The sequence below is a fragment of the Micromonospora parathelypteridis genome (genome assembly GCF_014201145.1).
Classification (GTDB): domain Bacteria; phylum Actinomycetota; class Actinomycetes; order Mycobacteriales; family Micromonosporaceae; genus Micromonospora; species Micromonospora parathelypteridis.
In genome coordinates this window covers 2,647,854-2,672,313 of the sequence record NZ_JACHDP010000001.1, presented here as the reverse complement: position 1 = coordinate 2,672,313, position 24,460 = coordinate 2,647,854, and the positions used below count along the sequence as shown (strand labels likewise).

The 24,460-nt window shown below is 71.4% G+C and carries 24 protein-coding genes and 2 pseudogenes; 10 read left to right on the top strand and 16 right to left on the bottom strand.

Annotation, left to right across the window (positions count from 1 at the left end; translation table 11 throughout):
• Positions 1–9 precede the first annotated feature (9 nt).
• Together HNR20_RS11840 and HNR20_RS11835 are read left to right on the top strand one after the other, a co-directional pair.
• Entirely contained in the window at positions 10–747 is a 738-nt protein-coding gene (locus HNR20_RS11840) for an alanyl-tRNA editing protein (protein ID WP_184179036.1), read from the top strand.
• A gap of 70 nt (positions 748–817) precedes the next feature.
• On the top strand, positions 818–1,732 hold the full coding sequence (locus HNR20_RS11835; protein WP_184179034.1) for an SDR family oxidoreductase: 915 nt from the start codon (positions 818–820) through the stop codon (positions 1,730–1,732).
• Here HNR20_RS11835 and HNR20_RS11830 read toward each other — a convergent pair.
• The 5 genes from HNR20_RS11830 to HNR20_RS11810 are packed head-to-tail and all read right to left on the bottom strand — an operon-like array spanning position 1,723 to position 6,288.
• The gene (locus HNR20_RS11830) at positions 1,723–2,691 is read right to left on the bottom strand and encodes a helix-turn-helix transcriptional regulator (protein WP_184179032.1); all 969 of its coding nucleotides are present in this window, start codon (positions 2,689–2,691) and stop codon (positions 1,723–1,725) included. The two genes, HNR20_RS11835 and HNR20_RS11830, sit on opposite strands and share 10 nt — an antisense overlap.
• 23 nt (positions 2,692–2,714) lie before the next feature.
• A complete protein-coding gene (locus tag HNR20_RS11825) occupies positions 2,715–3,356 on the bottom strand; it encodes a response regulator (RefSeq protein ID WP_184179030.1) in 642 nt (213 codons plus the stop codon).
• Positions 3,353–4,621, bottom strand: coding sequence for a sensor histidine kinase (locus HNR20_RS11820; protein WP_184179028.1), 1,269 nt, complete (start codon positions 4,619–4,621; stop codon positions 3,353–3,355). Before HNR20_RS11820 ends, HNR20_RS11825 begins: the two co-directional genes overlap by 4 nt.
• Positions 4,622–4,632: 11 nt before the next feature.
• The gene (locus HNR20_RS11815; protein ID WP_184179026.1) at positions 4,633–5,367 is read right to left on the bottom strand and encodes an ABC transporter permease; all 735 of its coding nucleotides are present in this window, start codon (positions 5,365–5,367) and stop codon (positions 4,633–4,635) included.
• 12 nt (positions 5,368–5,379) lie between these two features.
• Positions 5,380–6,288 (bottom strand): ABC transporter ATP-binding protein, encoded by a 909-nt coding sequence (locus tag HNR20_RS11810; RefSeq protein ID WP_184179024.1) that lies wholly within the window; start codon positions 6,286–6,288, stop codon positions 5,380–5,382.
• Positions 6,289–6,486: 198 nt separating this feature from the next.
• Between HNR20_RS11810 and HNR20_RS11805 the strand changes: the two genes are divergently transcribed.
• Positions 6,487–7,278 (top strand): EI24 domain-containing protein, encoded by a 792-nt coding sequence (locus tag HNR20_RS11805; protein WP_184179022.1) that lies wholly within the window; start codon positions 6,487–6,489, stop codon positions 7,276–7,278.
• Position 7,279: 1 nt separating this feature from the next.
• Positions 7,280–7,795, top strand: a complete 516-nt coding sequence (locus tag HNR20_RS11800) for an O-acetyl-ADP-ribose deacetylase (protein WP_184179020.1) — start codon at positions 7,280–7,282, stop codon at positions 7,793–7,795.
• A gap of 33 nt (positions 7,796–7,828) precedes the next feature.
• Here the strand turns inward: HNR20_RS11800 and HNR20_RS11795 are convergent, their stop codons facing one another.
• From HNR20_RS11795 to HNR20_RS11775, 5 genes and pseudogenes are all read right to left on the bottom strand, one after another.
• Positions 7,829–8,725, bottom strand: a complete 897-nt coding sequence (locus HNR20_RS11795; protein ID WP_184179018.1) for a GNAT family N-acetyltransferase — start codon at positions 8,723–8,725, stop codon at positions 7,829–7,831.
• A gap of 1 nt (position 8,726) precedes the next feature.
• A complete protein-coding gene (locus HNR20_RS11790) occupies positions 8,727–9,140 on the bottom strand; it encodes a RidA family protein (protein WP_184179016.1) in 414 nt (137 codons plus the stop codon).
• 135 nt (positions 9,141–9,275) lie between these two features.
• Positions 9,276–10,283: a LacI family DNA-binding transcriptional regulator gene (locus HNR20_RS11785; protein WP_184179014.1), complete on the bottom strand. Its 1,008-nt coding sequence runs from the start codon at positions 10,281–10,283 to the stop codon at positions 9,276–9,278.
• A gap of 22 nt (positions 10,284–10,305) precedes the next feature.
• A pseudogene (locus HNR20_RS11780) lies at positions 10,306–10,398 on the bottom strand (family 1 glycosylhydrolase); the annotation flags it as partial.
• 358 nt (positions 10,399–10,756) lie between these two features.
• Positions 10,757–11,509, bottom strand: a complete 753-nt coding sequence (locus HNR20_RS11775) for a maleylpyruvate isomerase family mycothiol-dependent enzyme (protein ID WP_184179012.1) — start codon at positions 11,507–11,509, stop codon at positions 10,757–10,759.
• Between the two features lie 69 nt (positions 11,510–11,578).
• Here HNR20_RS11775 and HNR20_RS11770 point away from each other — a divergent pair, with 69 nt between their 5' ends.
• On the top strand, positions 11,579–12,661 hold the full coding sequence (locus HNR20_RS11770) for a UDP-N-acetylmuramate dehydrogenase (protein ID WP_184179010.1): 1,083 nt from the start codon (positions 11,579–11,581) through the stop codon (positions 12,659–12,661).
• 369 nt (positions 12,662–13,030) lie between these two features.
• Here the strand turns inward: HNR20_RS11770 and HNR20_RS11765 are convergent, their stop codons facing one another.
• Positions 13,031–13,819 carry a class I SAM-dependent methyltransferase gene (locus HNR20_RS11765; RefSeq protein WP_184179008.1) on the bottom strand — a complete coding sequence of 263 codons (789 nt, stop codon included), beginning with the start codon at positions 13,817–13,819 and terminating at the stop codon, positions 13,031–13,033.
• Positions 13,820–13,897: 78 nt separating this feature from the next.
• The gene (locus HNR20_RS11760) at positions 13,898–14,659 is read right to left on the bottom strand and encodes an SDR family oxidoreductase (RefSeq protein ID WP_184179006.1); all 762 of its coding nucleotides are present in this window, start codon (positions 14,657–14,659) and stop codon (positions 13,898–13,900) included.
• Positions 14,660–14,864: 205 nt separating this feature from the next.
• Here HNR20_RS11760 and mshA point away from each other — a divergent pair, with 205 nt between their 5' ends.
• The gene (gene mshA, locus HNR20_RS11755; RefSeq protein ID WP_184179004.1) at positions 14,865–16,229 is read left to right on the top strand and encodes a D-inositol-3-phosphate glycosyltransferase; all 1,365 of its coding nucleotides are present in this window, start codon (positions 14,865–14,867) and stop codon (positions 16,227–16,229) included.
• Between the two features lie 55 nt (positions 16,230–16,284).
• A complete protein-coding gene (locus HNR20_RS11750) occupies positions 16,285–16,800 on the top strand; it encodes a type III secretion system chaperone family protein (protein ID WP_184179003.1) in 516 nt (171 codons plus the stop codon).
• Positions 16,801–17,064: 264 nt separating this feature from the next.
• On the opposite strand, the gene HNR20_RS32280 is transcribed toward HNR20_RS11750, so the two are convergent.
• Positions 17,065–18,003 (bottom strand): hypothetical protein, encoded by a 939-nt coding sequence (locus HNR20_RS32280; protein ID WP_229687091.1) that lies wholly within the window; start codon positions 18,001–18,003, stop codon positions 17,065–17,067.
• Here HNR20_RS32280 and HNR20_RS32675 point away from each other — a divergent pair.
• Positions 17,906–18,274 (top strand): annotated as a pseudogene (locus HNR20_RS32675) (hypothetical protein); the annotation flags it as partial. The gene HNR20_RS32280 and the pseudogene HNR20_RS32675 overlap by 98 nt on opposite strands.
• A gap of 371 nt (positions 18,275–18,645) precedes the next feature.
• Here HNR20_RS32675 and HNR20_RS11740 read toward each other — a convergent pair.
• Both HNR20_RS11740 and HNR20_RS11735 read right to left on the bottom strand, forming a co-directional pair.
• Complete coding sequence (locus HNR20_RS11740; protein WP_184178999.1) at positions 18,646–19,944, bottom strand: MFS transporter; 1,299 nt, start codon at positions 19,942–19,944, stop codon at positions 18,646–18,648.
• A gap of 98 nt (positions 19,945–20,042) precedes the next feature.
• Entirely contained in the window at positions 20,043–21,329 is a 1,287-nt protein-coding gene (locus tag HNR20_RS11735) for an MDR family MFS transporter (protein ID WP_184178997.1), read from the bottom strand.
• 151 nt (positions 21,330–21,480) lie between these two features.
• Between HNR20_RS11735 and HNR20_RS11730 the strand changes: the two genes are divergently transcribed.
• Positions 21,481–22,248 carry a phosphoglyceromutase gene (locus HNR20_RS11730; RefSeq protein ID WP_184178995.1) on the top strand — a complete coding sequence of 256 codons (768 nt, stop codon included), beginning with the start codon at positions 21,481–21,483 and terminating at the stop codon, positions 22,246–22,248.
• Between the two features lie 65 nt (positions 22,249–22,313).
• On the opposite strand, the gene phoU is transcribed toward HNR20_RS11730, so the two are convergent.
• Positions 22,314–22,967, bottom strand: a complete 654-nt coding sequence (gene phoU, locus HNR20_RS11725; protein WP_184178993.1) for a phosphate signaling complex protein PhoU — start codon at positions 22,965–22,967, stop codon at positions 22,314–22,316.
• A gap of 204 nt (positions 22,968–23,171) precedes the next feature.
• Between phoU and HNR20_RS11720 the strand changes: the two genes are divergently transcribed.
• Positions 23,172–24,455, top strand: a complete 1,284-nt coding sequence (locus HNR20_RS11720) for a sensor histidine kinase (protein WP_184178991.1) — start codon at positions 23,172–23,174, stop codon at positions 24,453–24,455.
• Positions 24,456–24,460 lie beyond the last annotated feature (5 nt).

The following is a 24,460-nucleotide window of genomic DNA, read 5'->3' as shown; positions in this document are numbered from 1 at the left end:
TGCCCTGTCATGGGCGTCACACAGCATGGCCGTACGCACCGGCTCGACCTCGCCGACCCGACCCTGCGCGAGTGGACCTGTACGGTCCTGCACGCCGACCCGGAGCAGGGCATCGTGCTGGACCGCTCGGCGTTCTACCCGGGCGGCGGCGGTCAACCACCGGACCACGGCGTGCTGCTGTGGCAGGGCGTGCAGACCCGGATCGTCGGCACCCGCAAGGGCGACGACCCGTACCTGATCCCCGCCGAGGGTGACCCGTTGCCGCCGGTCGGCACCGAGGTCGTCGGCGCGCTGGAGGACGAGCGCCGCACCCGGCTGATGCGTACGCACTCGGGGCTACACGTGCTCTGCGGTGTGGTGTTCCGCGACTTCGGCGCGCTCGTGACCGGCAACTCGATGGAGCCGGGGGAGGCCCGGATGGACTTCAACCTCCCCGAGGTGCCACCGGACTTCAAGAGCCGGATCGAGGAGCTGGTCAACGCCGAGGTGGCAGCCGACCGTTCGGTCGCCACGCGGGTGCTGCCGCGTACCGAGGCACTGGCCCTGCCCGACATCATCCGCACCCAGTCCAACCTGATCCCGGCGGACGAGCAGGAGGTCCGGATCGTCGACATCGTCGGGCTGGACGTGCAGGCCGACGGCGGCACCCACGTCGCGTCCACCGCGCAGATCGGCAAGGTGCAGGTGGTCAAGGTGGAGAGCAAGGGCCGGGCCAACCGGCGGGTCCGCGTCCGGCTGGTGGATTGAGCGCGTTTTTTCCACGTCGGGTGACAAATTCGGACGTCGGTTGTCAGGTATTCCTGACAACGTCGCAGGCATGACGCAACCGCTGACAGGAAAGATCGCGCTCGTCGCCGGTGCCACCCGGGGTGCCGGTCGGCAGATCGCGATCCAGCTCGGTGCCGCCGGCGCCACCGTGTACGCCACCGGCCGCAGCAGCAGCGCCGGCCGCTCCGAGATGAACCGGCCGGAGACCATCGAGGAGACCGCCGAGCTGGTCACCGCTGCCGGTGGCACCGGTATCGCCGTCCGGGTCGATCACCTGGTGCCCGAGCAGGTCCGCGACCTGGTCGCCCGGATCGACGCCGAGCAGGGCCGACTCGATGTGCTGGTCAACGACATCTGGGGTGGCGACCCGCTGGTCACCTGGGACAAGCCGGTCTGGGAGCAGCCACTGGACGCCGGGTTCCGCACCCTGCGGCTGGCCGTCGACACGCACCTCATCACCAGCCACTTCGCGCTGCCGCTGCTGATCCGCAAGCCCGGTGGTCTGGTGGTGGAGATGGGCGACGGCACCAAGGCGTACAACGACGAGAACTACCGGCTCTCGATCTTCTACGACCTGGCCAAGGTTTCGGTCAACCGGCTCGCCTTCAGCCAGGCGCACGAGCTCAAGCAGCACGGCTGCACGGCCGTGGCGCTCACCCCGGGGTGGATCCGCTCGGAGGCGATGCTGGAGCACTTCGGCGTGACTGAGGAGAACTGGCGCGACGGCGCTGCCACCGACCCGAACTTCCTCATCTCGGAGACTCCGGCGTTCGTCGGCCGCGCGGTGGCCGCACTCGCCGCCGACGAGGAGAAGGCCCGCTGGAACGGCGAGTCCGTCGATGCGGGCACGCTGTCCAAGGTGTACGGATTCACCGATCTCGACGGCAGCCAGCCGGAGGGCTTCCGCTACATCGTCGAGGTGGTCGACGCCGGCAAACCGGCGGACGTCACCGGCTACCGGTAGAGCGCGCCGAGGCGGTCGGCCGCCTCGGCGAACAACCGTCGCAGCTCGGGTGGGTCGAGCACCTCCACCTCGGGGCCGAGCCCCAGCAGTTGGCGGTACGCCACCTCGACGGACTCGACGGGCAACCGGGCCACCACCCAGCCCAGTCCGTCGGGTGCGCCGGCCGCGGCGACCACCTCGTCGTACACGAAGGGGGCGTCGACCAGGTGCCGGAGCTGGCGCAGGCCGGCCGCGCTGAGCCGGACGGTCACCTCGGCCCGCAGCATGGTTCGCAGGAACGACCCGGCCTGCTCGCGCCAGTGCCCGGCCAGGTCGAAGTCTCCGTCCCGGACGAAGCTCTCCTCGCCCTCCTCGACCCCGGTCACCCGGTCCACCCGGTAGGTGCGGGTGTCGTCACCGACCCGGCCGACCAGATACCAGACCGCGTTCTTGAGGACCAGCCCGTACGGCTGGACCCGGCGGGTCACCTCCCGGTCGCCGCGTCGGTAGCGCAACTCCACCACCCGGTCCCGCCAGATCGCCCGCGCCAGCTCGGTGAGCCACGGCGGCGGCGCGGTCTCCCGGAACCAGCCCGGGACGTCCAGGTGGAACCGCTGCCCGGCGCGGGCCGGGGCGTCGCGTAGGGCCGGCGGCAGCGCGGCGAGCACCTTCAGCTCGGCGGCGGCGACCGCGTCGGCGAGCCCCATGTCGCCGGCCGGTCCGGGTAGCCCGGCGAGGAAGAGCGCCTCGGCCTCGTCCCGGTTCAGCCCGGTCAACCGGGTCCGGTAGCCGCCGAGCAGGCGGTAGCCGCCGGCCCGGCCCCGGTCGGCGTAGACCGGCACCCCGGCGGCGGAGAGCGCCAACACGTCGCGGTAGACGGTCCGCTCGGAGATCTCCAGCTCACGCGCCAGCTCGCTCGCGGTCATCGAACCGCGCGCCTGGAGCAGCAACAACAGCGAGATCAGTCGGGACGCGCGCACCCGCCCATCCTGCCCGGCCCCGCTCACCGCCCGCCGGGGGTCAGCAGTCCTCTGTCGTACGCGGTGGCCACCGCGGCGGCCCGGTCGTTGACGCCGAGCTTGGCGTAGACGTGCAGCAGGTGCGTCTTGACGGTGGCCTCGCTGATGAACAGTTGACTCGCTGCCTCCCGGTTGGAGGCGCCGCGGGCCACCAGGGTGAGGACCTCCAGTTCGCGTTGGCTGAGCGGCTCCTCCACGGGAGCGCGCAGCCGGCCCATCAGCCGACCGGCGACGCTCGGCGCGAGCACCGACTCACCCCGGGCTGCGGCCCGGACCGCTCGGACCAGGTCCTCGCGAGGCGCGTCCTTGAGCAGGTACCCGGTAGCGCCCGCCTCGATCGCCGGCAGCACATCGGCGTCCGTGTCGTACGTGGTGAGCACCAGCACCCGGGCCGTGCTGCCGGAGCGGGCCAGTCGGCCGATGGCGGTCACCCCGTCCATCCCGGGCATCCGCAGGTCCATCAGCACCACGTCCGGCCGCAGCGTCGCGACCAGGGCCAACGCCTCCGCGCCGTCCGCCGCCTCGCCCACCACCTCGAACCCCGGGTCGCCGGTGAACATCCCCCGCAGCCCGTCGCGCACCACCGGATGGTCGTCGACGATCAGCAGGCGCACCTGGTTGGTCATCCGGCACCTCCGGGTAGCGCCGGGACGGACGCCGAGATGGCGGTCCCGCTGCCCAGTTCGGACTCGACGGCCACCTCGCCACCGACCTGGGTCACCCGCTGCCGCATGGCGGTCAGCCCGTACCCGCCGCCGGGCTCGCGGGACACCGGCTGGCCGGTGACGTCGAAGCCCGTCCCGTCGTCGCGGACGTCCAGCGTGACCCTGTCCGCCATGTAGGACAGGGTCAGCCCGACCCGCGACGCGTCCGCGTGCCGGGCCACGTTGGCGAGCGCCTCCTGGGCCGCCCGCAGCAGGGTCACCTCGATCTCCGGGTGCAGCGGACGGGGCGTACCGGTGGTGGCGACCTCGGCCCGTACCCCGTTCAGGGCCGACCAGCGCCCGCCCAGCTCGACGAGGGCGTCCGGCAGTCGGGCCGTCTCCAGGGGTTCCGGGCGGACCGCCCGCACCGAGCGGCGGGCCTCGGTGAGGCTCTCCCGGGCCAACGCGAGGGCGTTGTCGACGTGCCGGCACCAGTCGGCGGACCGGTCACGGGTCTGCTCGGCCGCCTCCAGTTGGGTGATGATGCCGGTCAGCCCCTGCGCCAGCGTGTCGTGGATCTCCCGTGCCATCCGCTGACGCTCGTCCAGCACACCGGCCTCCCGGGCCTGAGCGAGCAGTTGGGCGTGCAGGCCCGCGTTCTCCCGCGCCGTCTCGGTGAGTTGACGGTTGGTCTCGCCGAGTTCCGTCACCAACCGCTGGCGTTTGGCGTCCTCCTGGTCGGCGACCATCGCGAACCAGCTCACCGAGCCGGCGACCAGCAGGTTGAAGAACACCAGCACCAGCCAGAGCAGCCAGTGCGACGTCAGAACTGTCAGGCCACCGCCCTGAGAAGTGGCGACGAGGGCGGCCGTGACGACCATCCCGGCGATCCGCCAGCGTCCGGGCAGCACCGGAAAGGCGTGGATATAACCGATCCAGGCGAAGAAGCCGTACCACGGACTGGCGGCCACCAGCGCGGCGGCGAACGTGAGCAGCCCGGCGTAGTAGACGGCCATCAGCGTGAGCCGGCTCTGCCAGTCGGGGTGCAGAGTGACGAACCAGGCGACCCAGCATCCGGCAGCCACGGCGATGGCGAGGGTGGGCACCGCCCCGAGGCCGGCGGGTGCCGGTGCGACGAGGGCCAGCAGGGTGCCCAGAGCCAGCCCGCCGAAGGGAAACACGCGATAGACGTTCGCCTCGCGCTTTCGCCAGTTGGTCAGGCGGTCGTGCCCACAGCTGCTGGTCATCGGATCCCCGCTCACTCCCAGCGGAACAGTTTCGCCGCGCCAGCGCCGGCCGCCACGGCGATCACCGCCATTATCGCCAGGTGCAGCGGCTGCGGCGACGTCCCGGTCCAGGCGTCGAGGAGCGCCTGCACCCCGGGCGGCGTGTAGTCGCCGATCCGCGCCACCACGTCCGGAAGCAGGAACCGCGGCAGGTAGACCCCGCCGAAGAACATGACGACCAGGAACAGCGGCACGGCCAGGGCCTGGCCCGCCTTCGCCGTCCGGGCCACGGCGGCGACCAGCAGGCCGAGCGCCAGCAGCGCAGCCGTGCCGAGGACGAAGGCCAGGGTGAAGCCGAGCGGGTGCCGGGGCAGTGGCACCCCGAACGCCAACCGGGCGACCACGACGAGCAGCAGCGCGCTGACCAGGATCCCGGTCAGGGCCAGCACCAACTGGGCGGCGAGCAGGGCGGCCGGGTTCGCCGGCGTGGTCGCCAGCCGGCGCAGCACCCCGCGTTCCCGGTACGTGGCCAGCACGGAGGGCAGGATGTTCACCCCGACCATGGCGAGCGTCACCACCAGCAACGACGGGGCGAAGTAGCTGACGAAGGTCTGCCCGTCGAAGTTCGGATCCGGCCTGCGGAGCGAGGGGATCAGCCCGAGCACCACCAGGATCAGGGTGGGCAGCCCGACGATGGTGAACAGCGTCGGCAGGTCCCGCAGGTAGAGCCGCGCCTCGATCCTCAGGATCTGGCGGAAGGCGTGCATGGTGACTCCCTCTCAGTCTGCAAGGCGGTGCCCGGTCAGCTCGACGAAGGCGTCGTCGAGGGTGGACTGCTCCAACCGCAGGTCGGCGGCGACGATCTGGTGGCGGGCGAGCACCGAGGTGACCGCGTGCAGCATTTCACCGGTGCCGGTCACCACCACCTGGCTGCCGGTGCGCTGCACGCCGGTGACCTCCGGCAGGTCGGTGAGGAGCCGGTCGTCGATCGGGGCCGACGGCCGGAACCGGATCCGCTGCTCCGGAGCCACCGTCGACACCAGGCCCGCCGGGCTGTCCAGGGCGACGACCTGGCCCCGATCGATCACCGCGACCCGGTCGCAGAGCCGCTCGGCCTCCTCCATGAAGTGGGTGACCAGCACGATCGTCACCCCGCTGTCGCGGACCTGTTCGATGAGGCCCCAGGTGTCCCGGCGAGCCTGCGGGTCCAGCCCGGTGGTCAGCTCGTCGAGGATGGCGATCTTCGGATTGCCGACCAGAGCCAACGCGATGGAGAGCCGCTGCTTCTGACCTCCGGAGAGCTTCTTGTACGCGGTGTTCCGCTTCTCGCCGAGGCCCAGCTTGTCGATCAACGCCGCGGGGTCGGCCGGGTTGCGGTAGAACGAGGCGTACAACTCCAGTGCCTCGGCCACCCGGAGCCGGTCTGGCAGTTGGCTCTCCTGGAGTTGCACCCCGACCTGCTGCCGAAGCTGGGTCGCGTCCCGGCGCGGGTCGAGCCCGAGGACCGACACCCCGCCCCCGTCTGGGACGCGTAGGCCGGCGACACACTCGACGGTGGTGGTCTTACCGGCGCCATTCGGGCCGAGGACGCCGAAGATCTCTCCGGCCTCCACGGTGAACGACACGTCGTTCACCGCCATCAGATCGCCGTACCGCTTCTTCAGATGGGTCACCTCGATGACTGCCATCGTGCCGCCTTCCGCCGCTGGCTTCGTACCCCTTCAAGGGTCGTCGGGGTGACCCGGCGGCGAATCGACCGCTCGGCGACGATCACCGCCGTCGCCGGTGGATCGCCCCCGTCCACCAACCGGTTGATGTGTACGGCGAGAGTCACTGCTAGCGCTCCGCCCGGCGGATTCGATCACCGCTCGTTAGGCTGCTCGATCGTGGACGTCAGCAGAATCGCCAGCCCGGTGACCGGGGTCGTCGGACGCTTCTTCGCCGGAGCGGGTCTCCTCCTGCGGGGGCTCGGCCTCTACGTCCGCAGCCCGGGGTTGATGCTGCTCGGTGTGGTGCCGGCGCTTATCTCGGGAGCGCTCTTCGTGGCCGCGCTCGCCACCCTGGTGTACTTCGTGGACGACCTCGCCGCGCTCGTCACCCCCTTCGCCGACGACTGGTCGACCACCGCCCGCAGCCTGGTCCGGGTGATCGCCGGGCTGGCCTTCCTGGGGCTCGGCGGCCTGCTCGGAGTGCTCACCTTCACCGCGGTGACCCTGGTCATCGGCGACCCGTTCTACGAGAAGATCTCCGAGCAGGTCGAGCAGCGGTACGGCGGCACGCCGAACGCGATCGACGTGCCCTTCTGGTCGTCGTTGCGCCGCAGCCTCGCCGACTCGGTACGGCTGGTGGCCCTCACGGCGCTGGTCGGCATCCCGCTGTTCCTCGCCGGCTTCATCCCGGTGGTCGGCCAGACGGTCGTCCCGGTGATCGGGGCGGCGGTGGGTGGCTGGTTCCTCGCCGTGGAACTGGTCGGGGCACCGTTCTACCGACGCGGAATGCGGCTGCCGCAGCGCCGGACGATCCTGAGGGCCGACCGACCCGCCGCCCTCGGCTTCGGGGTGGCCGTCTTCCTCTGCTTCCTCATCCCGCTCGGCGCGGTGCTGATCATGCCGGCCGCCGTCGCCGGCGCCACCCTGCTGGCCCGCCGCTCGCTCGGCCAGCCGATCGAGGAGAGCTGACATGGAGATCACCCTGGTCGAGGGGGACATCACCACCCAGCAGGTGGACGCCATCGTGAACGCCGCGAACTCGTCCCTGCTCGGTGGCGGCGGGGTCGACGGCGCCATCCACCGGCGCGGCGGCCCGGCCATCCTGGCGGAGTGTCGGGCGCTGCGGGCGTCCCACTACGGCAAGGGCCTGCCCACCGGGCAGGCGGTGGCGACCACGGCCGGTGAACTGCCGGCCCGCTGGGTGATCCACACTGTCGGACCGGTCTGGTCGGCCGCCGAGGACCGTGCCGCGCTGCTGCGCGACTGCTACGCCAACAGCCTCGCGGTGGCCGACGAGTTGGGCGCGACCACCGTGGCGTTCCCGCTGATCTCCGCCGGCATCTACGGCTGGCCGCTCGACGACGCGGTCCGTCAGGCGTTGTCGGTGCTGCGCCCGGCCACGCCCGTCGCCGTCACGGAGGCGCGCCTGGTGCTCTTCGGCGCCGACACCCACGCGACAGCCCGCCAGGTCTTCGACGCTGCCTGACGAGCTTCTCCGCCGGCCTCGGCCTTCGACTGATCAGGTCAGCTCGGCCAGGCAGGACCACTGGGCGGCCACCGGCCGGTAGCCCAGCCGGGCGTTGATCGCGAGCATCGGCGCGTTCTCCTCGTCGTTCGAGGTGTACGCGATCCGTACGCCGTTGGCGGCTGCCCGGTGCAGCGCCGCCATCTTGGCCAACCGGGCCAGCCCACGACCCCGGTACGACGGGACGGTGCCGGTGTAGTCCGACCACATCCGGTCGCCGTCCCTCTTGACCAGACTGAAGGCGACCACCTCCCCGCCGACCTCGGCGGCGACGCTGGCCGTCTTGTCCAGGCCGAGGTTGTCCCAGACGTCGTACTGCCAGCTTTCGTAGTCCTTCGTGTCGACCGGCACGTCGCCCGGTTCGTCGGCGGCCGCGGCCACGTCCGCCGCGTACAGCAGGTGCGGGTCCAGGTCGGCGATCGGGCACAGCCGTATGCCAGGCGGCGGCTCGGGTAGCGCGGGTGCCGGGTCCAGATCGAGCGCCGAGTAGCGCACCTCGCGGCTGGGCTCGTAGCCGTGCCGGCGGGCAAACGGCAGCGCCTCCGGTTGTGCCATGGCACGCACCCGGCGGACTCCCAACGGGCGGAGGTAGTTGGTCGCGGCCGTCAGCAGCCCGCTGCCAACGCCGCGACGCCGGTGCTCCGGGTGCACGTGCAGTAGATTGATGCCGCCGACGTTCGCCAGCGATGTCGTGCCGATGCGCTCGGCGGACACCCAGCCGACGACCTGGTTATCGACCTCGGCCACAAGGGCGGTCCACTCCTCCCCCGGCGGAGGTTCGGCGATCATCTTCCGGGTCGACTCGACCCCGCGCACCAGGTATGGGAAGACCATCGCCCGCAGGGCCACCACGGCCGGGGCATCATCCGGCTGCGCCACACGAATCCGCATGTCAGGCCCCCGTCCGAACGGCGGCGACGGCCTCGACCTCGACGAGTTGGTCGGTGTAGCCGAGCACGGCCACCCCGAGCAGGGTGCTGGGCGGGTCGTGGTCGCCGAAGAAGTCGCGGACCACCTCCCAGGCCGTCACCAGGTCTGCCTGCCGGGAGGACGCCACGTAGACGGTGGTCTTGACCACGTCGGTGAGCCGGGCGCCGGACGCCTCGAGGGCCGTCTCCAGGTTCGTCATCACCTGCCGGGCCTGCGCGGCGTGGTCACCCGGCGCAACGGTGCGTCCCTCGGCGTCCAGCGGGCAGGCGCCGGCGGTGAAAATCAGCCGGGCGGGTGGATCGACGGTGGCCGCGTACGCGTACTCGGCGACGTCGGAGAGGGCGGGGACGTGCAACAGCGCGACAGGTTCCGGCATGCCGGCGAGGCTAACCATGATCGCCCGCCGGAGCGACGCATTAACCAGGCGTCCCTCGCTCACGACCGCCCAGCAGGCGCCAACGTCCTGGTGGTTGCGCGGATCGTGCGGCGAGCGCGGCCCCGCCCGGCGCACTCAGGCGGAGGCGCGCCGGATCAGCTCGGTGGGGAGCATGACGGCCTGCTCGATGGTCTCCCCGGCGGCCAGCCGGAGCAGTTGCCGGGTCATCCGCCGGCCCAGCTCCACGATCGGTTGCCGGACGGTGGTCAGCGGCGGCTCGGTGTAGGCGGCGGTCTCGATGTCGTCGAAGCCGACCACCGCGACATCCTCCGGCACCCGCCGGCCGGCCTCGCGCAGCGTACGCAGGGCGGCGTGCGCCATCAGGTCGGAGGCGGCGAAGACACCGTCCAGGTCGGGGTGCTCGGTGAGCAGCCGGTGCATCGCCGCCGACCCGGACTCCCGGGTGAAGTCACCGACGGCGACCAGCTCGGGCAGCCCCGCGTCGGCGACCGCGGCGCGGTAACCGTTGAGCCGTTCGATCCCGGCGACCATGTCCTGCGGCCCGGCGATGGTGGCGATCCGTCGGCGACCGTTGTCGATCATGTGTCGTACGGCGGCGGTCACCCCGCCGACGTGGTCGACGTCGACGTACGGCACGGGCGCGTCGCCGAGCGGTCGACCGCTGACCACCACCGGGATGCCGAGCCGGGCCAGCGTGCCGGGCAGCGGGTCGGCGCCGTGCAGCGAGGCGAAGAGCACCCCGTCGACGTGCCGGCCGGTGGTGTACCGCTCGACCCGATGGTGGCCTGCGGGTGAACCGGCGAGCATCAGCACCAGTTGCTTGTCGGCCGCTTCCAACTCCTGGCTGACGCCGCGAATGATGCCGGGGAAGACCTGGTCGTCGGAGAAGACCCGGGTGGCCGCCTCCGGCATGACCAGGGCGATCGAGTCGGTGCGTTGGGTGACCAGGCTGCGGGCGGCGAGATTGGGGACGTACCCCAATTCGGCGACCGCCCGGGTGACTGCCTCGCGGATCGGTTCGGCGACGGTGGTGGAGCCGTTGACCACACGGGACACGGTGGCCCGGGACACCCCGGCCCGCGCCGCCACCGCTTCGAGCGTCGGCCGCTGCGCCGTCGTCATCGCGCCTTCTCCCCGCTCGTCGCCCGAACCGCCTGCGGTAACCCTCCGCCTGTTCGACGTTGTCCAGGATTGACCATACGAGATAGGTGCCCAGGTCCACGCCCCGGGAGATCGCCGCGGTGATCAGTGTTGGCGTGGGCGTCCCAGTTGGACGGACTTGAATCGTCGTCGCGAGCCGCGCCATCGAACCGGTGGGCGACGGGCCCCGGGGGGAGCTGCTCGGGGACACGGATATCACTCACGCTGACCGCCCTTTCACGAATCCGCCGAAGATCCGCGGCTGAAGACCTGGAAGGTCAGCAGCGCTGCTCGCTCACCGAGGGCGTCGACACCCGGAGAGCGCTCTCCCGTCAGGGTGGTGGGTGAATCCACGCTGTGTCAAGAGAGCGCTCTCTTGCGTCTGCCGGATCGAACCCGGACGCCATCGAGGACGCCACCCCGGCAGGATGACGCCCTCGTCGAGGCGGAGCCGATCAGCGGGTACGCAGACCTTCCAGCAGGGAGGGATCGCCGGCAACGTCCAGCGTCTCGAAGCTCACTCGACCCCAGAGCGCCAACAGCAGGTCGCTCGCGGTGCCGCTGACCTGCGCCCGGGCGTGGTGGTCGTCGTGGTCGAAGATGGTCGCGGTATCGAGCAGCGCCACCCCCTGGCCACGCAGCCGCAGATACCACTCCTGAGCCGCGTCGGTCGCGGTGAGCTGAACCACCCCGTGCCAGTCGCCCGGCGTCCGCCGACGGCCCGCGGGGAGCCAGGTGTCCAGCACCTCACTCACCCCGTCGGCCGCGAGCTTCGCCTCCACCGGCTCGCCGGCCGCGATGGCAAGCTGGGCGTCCCAGCGGTGCACCGCCGTCTCGTGCGCCATCCGACGCGGCCAGAAACCGGCCTTCTTCGGCTGCGGCGCCCAGTTCCACGCCGGTGCCTCCGGGTCGAGCCCGTCGAAGACGGTCATCAGCCGGTCGTACCCCTGGTGCCACAGCTCTAGCGGGCTCACGCCCGCGTCGGCCGGGTCCTGGCGGTCCGGTCGGGTGGTCTGCCCGTTGCCGGCGAACGACGAAACCCAGTGGTAGATCCGAGCGAGATGCAGCGTGAGATCGTTGACCGTCCAGCCCGGACAGGACAGGACCGGTGTCTCCGGCGGCGCCTCGGCCACCGCCGCGGCGAAAGCCGGACCCTCCGCTCGGAGTGCCCCGATCCAGAAATCCTTGCTGCCCTGCAGTCTGCTCATCGCCATCCTCCCGGGGGTGCCGGGCGACCAGTGGGTGCCACGGCTATCAGTCAGCCTAAGGTGAAGGGCGTGCCAGACGCCTCCGCCCAGCCGACAACCGAAGCCGATCGTGCCACCCCTGGTCCACTGGCCAGCTACACCACTCTGCGGATGGGTGGGTCGGCCGAGCGGATCGTGACCGCCGGCAGTGCTGACGAGATCGTTCGAGCGGTCCGGGCCGCGGAGGCGCCACTCCTGATCCTGGCCGGCGGCAGCAATGTGGTGATCGGCGACTCCGGCTTCCCCGGCACCGTCGTCCTGGTCCGCTCCCGTGGCCTGCGCGTCCTCGCCGAGGACGCCGAGTCGGTCACCGTACGGGTCGACGCCGGCGAGCCGTGGGACGACCTGGTCGCCGCCACGGTGGCCAACGGCTGGGCCGGCCTGGAGTGCCTCTCCGGCATCCCCGGCTCGACCGGCGCCACCCCGATCCAGAACGTCGGCGCGTACGGCCAGGAGGTCGCCGAGACGATCACCGGCGTCGAGGTGTACGACCGGGCCAAGGGCACCCGCCACGTCATCCCCGCCGCCGACTGCGGGTTCGGCTACCGGGGCAGCATCTTCAAGTACCGGGACCGTTGGGTGGTGCTCGCCGTCGACTTCCGGCTCGCCCGGTCCCCGATCTCCGGCCCGGTGCGTTACGCCGAACTGGCCCGCGCGCTCGGTGTCGAGGTGGGCGACCAGGTGCCCCTGGCCGACGCCCGAGCCGCGGTGCTGCGACTGCGCGCGGGAAAGGGCATGGTGCTCGACACCACCGACCCGGACACTCGCTCGGTCGGCTCCTTCTTCACCAACCCGGTGCTCGACCAGTCGACCTACGAGCTGCTCCTGGAGCGTGCCGCCGAGCTGGGTGATCCGCCCGCCTGGCCGGGGGCCGACGGCCTGGTCAAGGTGAGCGCGGCCTGGCTGATCGACAAGGCCGGCTTCACCAAGGGCTACGCCGGTGCGGGTGGGGTGACCATCTCCAGCAAGCACACCCTGGCCCTCACCAACCACACCGGCAGAGCCCGCACCGCCGACCTGCTGACCCTGGCCCGCGACATCCGCGACACGGTGCACGCCCGCTTCGGCGTGACCCTCCACCCCGAACCAGTCCTCATCAACTGCACCCTCTAACCCACACCCAGTCGACCTCGCCCGCCGGACGAATACCCCAGACGGACGGCCCCGTGACCCCCGCGGTGGGGAGGCGGGGCGTGATCCACACAGTTTCGGCGACAAGGCGGTATCCGCCGGGCGAGATACCCCCACATCGGCGACATGGAGTCGATCACGCCCGAGTCGCCGGTAGACGTCCGCCGGCTGGCCCCTGCGGAACTGACCGGCCGCCCCACCCGACCTTCCGGCGATCTTGCAGTTTCTGACGCGACATATCGGGCGTAGAGCCAGATATCAACGACAGGAAGTGCAAGATCGCGGGGCGGGGTGGGGTGGGGTGGGGCGGGGCGGGGCAGGGCGGGGTCAGGGGCGGGGTCAGGGGCGGGGTCAGGCTGGGGGCCAGGGGAGGGTCAGCTCTCCTTGGCGCCAGCGGTTCGGGCTGCCCAGGATGGGCCAGCCGGTTTCGCGGAGACGGGTCACCGCGCTCAGCCAGCGTTGGCGGGGGCCGAAGGTGGCGTAGGGCGCGGCGGCCTGCCAGGCGTCGTCGAGCGCGCGGATCAGATCGTGGATCGGCTCGCCGGGGACGTTGCGATGGATCAGCGCCTTGGGCAGCCGCTCGGCCAGCTCGGCGGGACTACCCAGGGTGGTGAGCTTCGCGGCCAGGGTCAGCGTTCGGGGGCCCTCGGCGTCGATCAGCAGCCAACTGGCGAGCCGGCCCAACTCGTCGCACGTGCCCTCGACGAGCACCCCACCAGGGGCGAGCGCGGCGGTCATCGTCCGCCAGGCGTCGGGCACCTCGCTCTCGTCGTACTGTCGCAGCACGTTGAACGCGCGGACCAGCACCGGCCGGAGCCCGGCCAGCTCGAACCCGCCTCGGGCGAACGTCAGGCCGGGCGGGTCGGCGGCCGGCGTCGCGGCGGCCACCCGGGCCGGGTCGATCTCCAGCCCGACCAGCCGTACGTCGGGACGCACTCCCGCCGCCAGCCGGGCGCGCAGCTCCACCGCGGTCACCGGGGTGGCGCCGTAGCCGAGGTCGACCACCAGGGGGTCGGCCGCCGCCAGCAGCCGGTCGGCGCAGGTGGCGACGATCCAGTTGTCCACCCGACGGAGCCGGTTCGGGTTGGTCGTGCCCCTCGTGACCACGCCGAGCGGCCGGTGTCGTGCCGCGCCGCTCATACCGCCCCTCCCGGTCGATGACCCTGGTGCCGGTCTCCGTGCGCGTCTGCGGGGCTCGCAGACCCGGCTGGCGCGCTGCTAGACCCGGTGCACCTTGTGCTGGGCGGCCTGCGCCCGCGGCCGGACCACCAGCCGGTCGATGTTGACGTGCTCGGGGCGGGTGGCGCACCAGGCGATGCAGTCGGCCACGTCCTCGGCTACCAACGGCCCCGGCACTCCGGCGTAGACGGCGGCCGCCCGCTCCGCGTCACCCTCGAAACGGACCAGCCCGAACTCGTCGGTCTTCACCATGCCCGGGTCGATCTCGATCACCCGCAGGGGTCGGCCGCACAGCTCGAGGCGGAGCGTGCCGGCGATGGCGGTCTGCGCGTGCTTCGCCGCGGTGTAGCCGCCCCCGCCCTCGTAGACGGTCAGGCCTGCGGTGGAGGAGACCACCACGATGGTGCCGGAGCCGGACGCCTCCAGCGCCGGCAGCAGCGCCTGGGTGACCCGCAGTGTGCCGAGCACGTTGACGTCGTACATCCACTGCCAGTCGGCGACCGAGCCGGACTCCACCGGGTCCAGCCCCCGCGCTCCGCCGGCATTGTTGACCAGCAGGGTGACCGGCCCGGGTGCCTGGGCCGCGGCCTCGGCCAGTCCGGCTACCGATTCGTCCGACGTGATGTCGCAGGTCACCGCGGTGGCCTGCCCGCCGGCGGCGGTGATTTCGGCGACCAGGTCGGCGAGCCGCTCGGCGCGGCGGGCGGCGGCGAGCACGTGGAAGCCCTCGGCGGCGAGTCGGCGGGCGGTGGCCGCGCCGATCCCGCTCGATGCTCCGGTGACGATGGCGACAGAGGTCATCCCGACATTCTCACCCCGACCGCGCAACCCGTTCCGACCGGGCGTCGGGCCGACATCGACGGGTGTGCGGTGATGAGGTCCGTCACGCCCGGGGGCCGCGCCGGGGATTTTCCGAAGCCCGATGGGGAAGATGACACCCGGCGTAGAGGTTGACCGAGAAGCGCCGGTCGTGCGAGTCGGCATCAACCGTGACAAAGGAGCGGATGTGGCGGAAATGCACACCGGTGTCGGTCGTCAGCGAGGTACCCAACCGTGGCCCCGGCCTCGCCGCATCGCCACCCTGTCGGTGCACACCTCGCCCCTGCACCAGCCCGGGACGGGCGATGCCGGCGGCATGAACGTCTACATCCTCGAAGTCGCCCGGCGACTCGCCGAGGCCAACGTCGAGGTGGAGATCTTCACCCGGGCGACCTCCGGTGACCTGCCCCCGATCGTCGAGATGGCACCCGGAGTGCAGGTCCGGCACATCACCTCGGGCCCGCTGGAGGGCCTCACCAAGGAAGAGCTGCCCGGCCAGCTCTGCGCCTTCACCGCCGGGGTGCTGCGCGCCGAGGCGTCCCGCCCGCCCGGGCACTACGACCTGATCCACTCCCACTACTGGCTCTCCGGCCAGGTCGGTTGGCTGGCCAAGGAGCGCTGGGGGGTGCCGCTGGTGCACACCGCGCACACCCTGGCGAAGGTCAAGAACGCCCAGCTAGCGGCCGGCGACCGGCCGGAGCCCAAGGCCCGGCTCATCGGCGAGGAGCAGGTGGTCGCCGAGGCGGACCGGCTGGTCGCCAACACCCGGGTCGAGGCCAGCGACCTCCTCGATCGTTACGACGCCGACCCGACCCGGGTCTCCGTGGTGCAACCGGGCGTCGACCTGCGTCGGTTCCGGCCTGCACCGGGCGACCGGTCCGCGTCGACCCGTGAGGCTCGCCGTCGGCTGGGGCTGCCTGCTGACGGGTACGTCGTCGCCTTCGTCGGTCGGATCCAACCACTCAAAGCCCCCGACGTGCTGATCCGCGCCGTTGCCGCCCTGCGGGAGCGCGACCCGGCGCTGGCCGCCCAGGTGACCGTGGTGATCTGCGGCGGGCCCAGCGGCAGCGGGCTGGACCGGCCGACCGCGCTGATCGAACTGGCCGCCAAGCTCGGCGTCACCGACGGGGTGCGGTTCCTGCCACCGCTCACCGGGGACGACCTGCCGGCCCTGTACCGGGCGGCCGACCTGGTCGCGGTGCCGTCACACAACGAATCGTTCGGGCTGGTCGCCCTGGAGGCACAGGCCTGCGGTACGCCCGTACTGGCCGCCGCCGTCGGAGGGCTCGTCACTGCCGTGCGGGATCACGTGAGCGGCGTGCTGATCGACGGGCACGACCCGGTCGACTGGGCCAGGGCGCTGGGCCGGTTGCTGCCGGACCAGGCCCTCCGGGCGGTGCTCGCCCGGGGCGCCGAGCAGCACGCCCGGCACTTCTCCTGGGACCGTACGGTCACGGGTCTGCTCGGTGTCTACGGCGAGGCGATCGCCGCGCACCGCGCCCGGCTCGCCGCCGACCTCGCGGGCGACCCTGCGCTCTCCTGCTCCTGGTGACCCGGGCGTTGGTCGCCAACCGGTGCGCCGGCCGGGTCGGTCGTAGAGTGGGCCGGTGAGCCCGAAGAGCGATCTTGCCACCCTGATCGAGTCGGTCTGTGCCGAGCGGGACCTGACCTGGGAGTCGACCGGCCCCAACTCGTACGCGGTGACCCTGCCGGGCACCCACAAGCTCAAGACGGTCTGCAACCTGATCGTCGGCGAGCACGCGCTGCGGGTCGAGGCGTTCGTGATGCGCCAACCGGATGAGCGCCGTGAGGAGCTGTGGGCCTGGCTGTTGCAGCGCAACGCCCGGATGTACGGCGTCTCCTTCTCCACCGACGCGGTCGGCGACGTGTACCTGACCGGGCGCGTCAATCCGGCCGGCGTGGACGCCGACGAGTTGGACCGACTGCTCGGCGCCGTCCTCACGTACGCCGACGAGTCGTTCGACACGATGCTGGAGATCGGCTTCGGCAGTTCGATCCGGCGGGAGTACGAGTGGCGGGTCAAGCGTGGCGAGTCGACCGCCAACCTGGCCGCGTTCGCCCATCTCTTCGAGCCCTCCGGCTCCGGCCCCGACCCAACCTGACCGCCCCCCGCGCACCCGCACCCTGCGCACCCGCGCACCCGCACCTCGCGCCCCGCGCCCCGCGCCCCGCGCGAAGATCGTGCTCGAACCAGGAAGTAGTGGTCTTGGTGCGGCGCCGATGCCACTCGATCCTGGATCGAGCACGATCATGGCGAGCTGACGGTGGTTCGGACTGCTCCTGACGGGTATGCCGCACCGCGCGGTGCGGCAAGGGACCCCCGCGCGCCGAGGACGGAGTGTCGAGGAGCGTGAGCGTCCCATGGCTCAGCGGAACAGCTCAGGTCGCGGCGGGACTGCGACCAGGACCAAACGACAGGCTGGCAACCAGACGCCGGGTACTCCCGGGATCTCCGAGTCGGAGATTTCCCGGATGCGGGTGGACGACATCCGCGGGCAGTTGCGCAAACGCGGGGTCTCCGGGATCTCCGCGCTGCGCAAGCCCGACCTGGTGAAACAGTTGGTGCGCTCGCTGCGTTCCAATGCTGGTGGCGCGGGCCGGCGTAGCAGTGGACCGGCTGGTCGGGCCACCGGCACCAGGGCGTCGGCAGGTCGGGCCTCCGCGACGAAGAAGTCGGCGTCGAGGGTGGCACCGAGTCGCGCGAAGGCCGCACCGGCCAACAAGAGTGCTCCCGCGAAGCGGGCCGCCGCCAAGAAGACGACGGCGGCCAAGAGAACGGCCGCCGCGAAGAAGACGACGGCGGCCAAGAGAACGGCCGCCGCGAAGAAGACGACGGCGGCGGCGAAGAAGACGACCGCGGCGAAGAAGACGACCGCCGCCAAGAAGACGACAACGGCGACCAGGTCGACCGCCGCGCGCAGGGCGACAGCGGCGACCAAGTCGACGACCGCCCGTACCGCTCCGGCGCGGAAGGCGCCGGCCAAGAAGGCACCGGCGCGGCCAGCGGCGAAGCGTGCTACGCCCGCCAAGCGCACCACGGCCAAGCGCACGGCACCCGCCAAGCGCACCACGGCCAAGCGCGCGGCGCCCGCCAAGCGCACCACGGCCAAGCGCACGGCACCCGTCAGTCGCACCACGGTGAAGCGTGCGGCGCCTGCCAAGCGCACGGCGTCACCGTCGGCCAGCAGCGGCACGGGTGCCGGTGGGATCCGGACCGGACGGGGCACCGGACGGTCGGTCCGCAGCTCGCAGGTAATCTCGTCGGCGTCGGACCGGCCGGAGCGTCCGGGGCGGAGCTTGATCACCGCGAATCATGAGGTGATTCAGCGTTGGGCCCGGGAGCGTGGTGCGAAGCCGGCGACCATTGCCGGCACTGAGCGGGACGGCCGGGCGGGTGTTTTGACCTTCAACATTCCCGGATACCGGGAAAGCAGCCGAATTCGCGAGATCACCTGGGATGACTGGTTCTACACCTTTGACCTGCGCCGGCTGAACTTGATTTATCAGGAACAGCTGCGTGATGGCCGGCAGAGTAACTTCTTCCGGACCGAGTCACCCGATCGGGAAGACGGTTGAGGTGTTTGCGGGAATGGCTGACGGGTACGCGGCTGTTGCCAAACAGCGAGGCCGGAGCAGCGGATACTCGCCAGTTGTGACCGGCGAGACAGCCGTTCTGGGTTGAATCCAGAATCCGGGCGAACTAGCTTTATTGCACCGCGCCCTGCTTGGAAACGTTCGGGGGAGCGGCGGATCGAACAGATCCGCGCACCAGGCAAGGCGCGAGGGGACGGGTGGACCTACCGTTGGGGGACGGTGCCCACCTGTTTGGACCGGCGGCTGAGCGGGCGATGCTTACGGGGGTGAGTATTGCCCGCCGCCGCCGGCCCCACCGGCGGGCGCCCACCACGTCCTCAGGGACGTGGTGGGCGCTTTGCGTAAGGAAATCGTCAGGCGATCGGCGCGCGGTCTTCGGCGTGGGTTGTCGGTTTCCGCTCGGCGGCTTGGCGGAGCGCGGCGACGTGTCGCTCCCGGGGTGGTCCGGCGAGCAGATGTCCGAGTGCGGCCACCAGGCCCAGCCCTCCCACGATCAGCCAGTGCCGGTCGCCGAGGTGCTGCAGGCTCAGCCCGCCGAGGGTGGGGGCGACGAACGCCGCAGCCGGGAACGTCAGGTAGAAGACCGACTGGTACCGCGCGCGTAGCTGCGGCGGCGCCAGATCGGCGTTGATCTGCGCGTTGGGCGGTGCGGCGAGCATCGAGCCGACCGTCCAGACCGCTGCGGCGCCGAGGTAGATGGCCAGCTCGTCGGCGACGGCGAGCACGCCGAAGCCGAGCGCGAGCAGCGCGGTGGAGGCGGCCAGCACGACGTCCTTGCGGTGCCGGTCGATCAGCCGGGGCACGAACAGTTGCCCGACCACGATCAGCGCGCCACCGAGCGCCACCACCAACCCGTACGACGATGGGCCCAGGCCGTCCGCGCTCATCGCCAGCGGCATGATCGTCGAGGTCTGCATGGTGAGCACGGCCAGCACGAAGGTGAGCCCGACGAAGACCAGGAACGTACGGTCGGTGAGCGCGGTGTGCAGCCCCGGGCGGCGGGTCCGGGTGGACTTCGGTGCCGAGGGTGCCGCCGGCTGGAGGTCGACGGCTGGCGTGGTCAGGCGCAGGGTCTCTGGCACCTTCCAGCCGATCACGGCGGCGGCCGCCAGTGTGGCCCCGGCGTCGACCAGGAACAGCGCGGTGAAGCTCGCCTCGGCCAGCACCCCGGCGAGCAACGAGGCGACCGCCATTCCCAGGTTGAACGCCCAGAACTGGAGGTTGAACGCGCGCGAGCGCCGTTCGGCGGGCACCACGTCGACGATCGCCGCGACGAACGCGGGGCTGGGCATCGAGTGGACCACGCCGATCAGCGCGGAGAGCACCGCGATCAGGAGTAGGGGCCGGCTGTAGGCGAGCGCCACCATCAGACCGGCCGTGACCAGGTGCGCGGCGAGGAGGGTTGCCCTGCGGCCCCACCGGTCGGCCAGCACCCCACCGAGCAGCACGCCGGCGGCCCCACCGGCCCCGTACGCGCCGACCACCGTGCCGGCCAGCCCAACGCTCGCTCCGCGTACGTCGGTGAGGTAGAGCGAGAGGAACAGCATGGCGAACGCGCCAGCCCGGTTGATCAGCAGGCCGGCCCAGAGGTACCAGAAGGTGGCGGGGAGACCGCCCGCGGTGTCGTGCCACCAGCGCCGCAGGGCGTGCACCCAACCTCCCGACAGTTTGGTTTCTTAACCATTTCCTCTGCACGGTAGGAAGTCGGGCCGCGTTGCGCCAGTCGGTTTCCTGATCTTCGGGCTTGTCGTCAGGCGACTGCCTCGGCGGGCTGGGGCCCCCGGTTGGCGGGGGTGACCGGTGCCAGCGCTTCGCCGGAGCGGCGCAGCGCGACGGCACGCCGCTCCCGGGCCGGCCCCGACACCAGGTGGGCCACCGCGGTCAGGACGCCGAGCGCGGCGCAGCCGTACCAGAGCGTGTCGTTGCCGGCGTGTTCGCGTAGCAGGCCGCCGAGGATCGGTGCGCTGGCGCCGGCGATCTGCCACGAGAGGGAGAACACCCCCTGGTAGCGCCCGCGCAACTCGGCCGGGGAGAGTTCGGCGATCAGCGTGGAGTTGGACGGCGAGTTCAGCATCTCGCCGACCGTCCAGATCAGCACGGTCAGCCCGTAGAACCAGGCGGTGCCGGCGAACGCGGTCAGCCCGAAGCCGACACCCATCACCACCGCTGCCAGCGCGAGCACGTGCGAGCGGCTCCGACCCCTGATCAGCCGGGGTACGAAGAGTTGGCCGACCACGATGAGGATGCCGTTGAGCGCGATGACCGAGCCGTAGGTGGCCGGGCTCAGGTTGTCGTCGCCCATGGCGATCGGCAGCATCGAGATGTGCTGGAGGAAGACCAGCGCGGAGAACAGGTTGAGGGCCACGAAACCGAGGTAGACACGGTCGGTGAGGATCGTGCGCAGGGCGCCGCGTGGGGCACTCGCCGCCGCGGTGCTGGCAGAACCCGCCTGCCGGGTCTCCGGCACCCGAGTGAAGATGATCAGCGCGGTTACCAGCATGGTGCCGGCGTCGACCACGAACAGCAGCAGGTAGTCGGCCTGCGCGGCGAGGCCGGCGAGGATGGCGGCGCAGGCGAAGCCCAGGTTGATCGCCCAGTAGTTGAGCGAGAAGGCGCGCAGTCGGTCCTTCGCCGGCACCACGTCGATCATCATCGCCCCGAACGCGGGCCGGGCCGCCTCGGCGAACATGCCGAGCAGCAGGGCGCCCAGTGCCACCGCCCAGAGGTCCCGGGCCAGCCCGAGCGCGAGCATCATGGCCGCTGCGCCCACGTGTGCGGTGAGCAACGTCGGTCGGCGGCCCCACCGGTCCGCCAGCGTGCCGCCGGCGGTGGTGCCGAACGCCCCGCCGACGCCCCAGAGGCCGATCACCAGGCCGGCCTGGGAGGCCGAGAAGCCGCGCTCCTGGGTCAGGTAGATGGCGAGGAAGACGAGGACGAACGAGCCGAGCCGGTTGATCAGGGTGCCCGACCACAGGTACCAGAAGGTGGTCGGCAGGCCGCCGGTGGTGTCCCGGAACCAACTCCGCATCGTCCGCATATGGCGCCCCGCTGTAAGTAATGACCGATGTGACTGTCGTGCCTTACAACCCTAGCGGCGGGCGGATCCGCTGGTCACCCGCATTTTCACGTGGTGGTCGTCACGACGGCTGCCCGCGTGTCCCAGGGGCGGTTGAGGCAGGATGATCCGCATGACTGCGAGCGAAGGGCCCACCGTCGGGACGCTGGTCCTGCTGCGGCACGGTGAGAGCGACTGGAATGCCAAGAACCTCTTCACCGGCTGGGTGGACGTCGACCTGACCGAGAAGGGCGAGGGCGAGGCGCGGCGCGGTGGCGAGCTGCTGCGCGAGCACGGCCTGCTGCCGGACGTCGTGCACACCAGTGTGCTGCGCCGTGCGATCCGCACCGCCGAGTTGGCGCTCAACGCCGCTGACCGGCACTGGATCGCGGTGCGCCGGTCGTGGCGGCTCAATGAGCGGCACTACGGCGCCCTGCAGGGCAAGAACAAGAAGCAGACCCTGGATGAGTACGGCGAGGAGCAGTTCATGCTCTGGCGCCGGTCGTACGACACCCCACCGCCGCCGATCGACGACAACGACGAGTGGTCGCAGGTCGGTGACCCCCGCTACGCGCTGCTGCCGACCGAGCTGATGCCGCGTACCGAATGCCTCAAGGACGTCGTCGACCGGATGCTGCCCTACTGGTACGACTCGATCGTGCCGGACATCCTGGCCGGCCGGACGGTGCTGGTGGCCGCGCACGGCAACTCGCTGCGGGCCCTGGTCAAGCACCTCGACCAGATCTCCGACGAGGCGATCGCCAAGCTGAACATCCCGACGGGCATCCCGCTGCGCTACGACCTCGACCCGCAGCTGCGCCCGCACACCCTGGGTGGCACCTACCTCGACCCGACCGCCGCGAAGGAAGCCGCCGCCGCGGTGGCCAACCAGGGCCGCTGAGCTACTGAAAAGGGGCCCCCCGTCAACGCGTGAGCGGTGACGAGGGGCCCCAACCTCGATCGGGGTCAGCTGGCGTTGGGCGTGTTCTGCCCGGTGATCAGGTAGATCACGTGCTCGCCGGCGTTGACCGCGTGGTCGGCGAAGCGCTCGTAGTACCGGCCCAGCAGGGTGGCGTCGATCGCGGTCTCCACCCCGTACGGCCACTCGTCGCCGAGCAGCATCGCGAACAGGTTCTTGTGCAGCTCGTCCATGGCGTCGTCGTCGCGGTCCAACTCGCCGGCGAGGTCGGCGTCGGGCTTCGCCAGCACCGAACCGATCTTCACGGCCATCCGGTCGGCGATCTCCGACATTTCGGTGAAGACCGTCCGCAGTTCGGCGGGGACGGCGGGGGAGGGGTGCCGGCGCAGCGCGGTCTTGCCCACGTGCTCGGCGAGGTCACCCATCCGCTCCAGGTCCGCGGCGACGTGCAGCGCGGTGATCATTGCCCGGAGGTCGGAGGCGACCGGCGCCTGTCGGGCGAGCAGGTCACAGACCCGCTCCTCGACGTGCCGGTAGAGGTCGTCGATCTCGGCGTCCCGCTCGATGACCGTCTCGGCGGCCTGCCGGTCGGCGGTGAGCAGGGCCCGGGTGGCCTGGCGCATGGCGGCGCGGACGCCCTCCGCCATGTCCACCAGCAGTTGGCTGACGATCTGGAGGTCGGCCCGGAACTCGTCGCGCATCATCACGTCCTGTGGTCGGTCGCCGCCGACGGGTGCCGGCGCAGGGGGTTGAGCAGGTGCGACGCCAACGGTAGGGGGCGCGGACGGACCCCGGATGAACCACGGTGAACGACGCCAGACTCAGGGGTGAACAATTCTGAAAGTGAGGGTGGTTCGTCCCGGTCTGTGTGGTAGCCAGGTTAACAATGACCCTACGATCGCCGGGTGGAGTGGGCGGTGGCGGTCGTGGTGGCCGTGGCGTTGGTGGCCGGGTTGGCCGCCGGTTTCCTGCTGCCCCGGTTCCTGCGAGCGCGGGACGGTCGCTCCACGTCGACGGGGAGCGCGAGCTCCCGCTGGAGCAGGGGGAGGCCCGCGATCGCCGACGAGCAACAGGCCGGGCTCGGCCGCCGGACGATCGACTCGCTCCGGGCCGGTGTCGTGGTACTGGACAACGACGACATGCCCGTGCTGATCAACCCGGCCGCCCGCGCGATGGGGCTTCTGCGTACCGGTGGCCTCCCCGGCTCGATCGCCGCGCACCCCCTGATCCGCACCCTTGCCGGCCAGGTACGACGCACCGGCGTGCGGCGCGAGATCGAGCTGGACCTGCCCCGGGGTCGCGACAGCGCGGGGGAGAACCCGCTCGGCGTGCACCTGCGGGCAATGGGCCTCGGCAATGGCTTCATCGCGGTGGAGGCGGTCGACGTGACCGAGTCACACCGTCTGACCCGCGTACGACGCGACTTCGTGGCCAACGTGAGCCACGAGCTCAAGACCCCGATCGGGGCGCTGCAACTGCTCGCCGAGGCACTGCTGGACGCGACCGAGCCGGCCGACGCCGCGGCACCCGACCTCTCCGAGGACCTGGTGGCCGCCCGCCGGTTCGCCGAGCGGATCCAGCACGAGTCGACCCGCCTGGGCCGGTTGGTGCAGGAGTTGCTGGAGCTGACCCGGTTGCAGGGCGCCGAACCGCAGCCGCCACCCGAGCCGGTCGCACTGGACTGGGTGATCGCCGAGGTGGTCGACCGGACCCGCACCACGGCTTCCGCCCGGGGCGTCGAGGTGAGCGTGGACGGTGAGCGTGGCCTCACCGCGTACGGCAGTGACTCCCAGCTCGCCACGGCGGTGGCGAATCTCGTGGAGAACGCCATCAACTACTCGGGCGAGGACACGGTTGTTCGGGTCACCCTGCGCGGTGACGACGAGCACGTCGAGATCGCGGTCGCCGACCAGGGCATCGGCATCGCCCCCACCGACGTGGACCGGATCTTCGAACGGTTCTACCGGGCAGACCAGGCCCGTTCGCGTGCCACCGGCGGCACCGGCCTCGGCCTGGCAATCGTGAAACACATCGCGAGCAACCATGGCGGACGGGTCGAGGTGTCGAGCACTCTTGGTGGTGGATCGACGTTCACCCTCCGGCTGCCCGCCAGTCCCCCGGATGACCTGCTGGCGACACTGCCGCCGGTTGGGATCGAGTCCGGTCCGACTGGGCTACGGCAGGTCTGACAGCA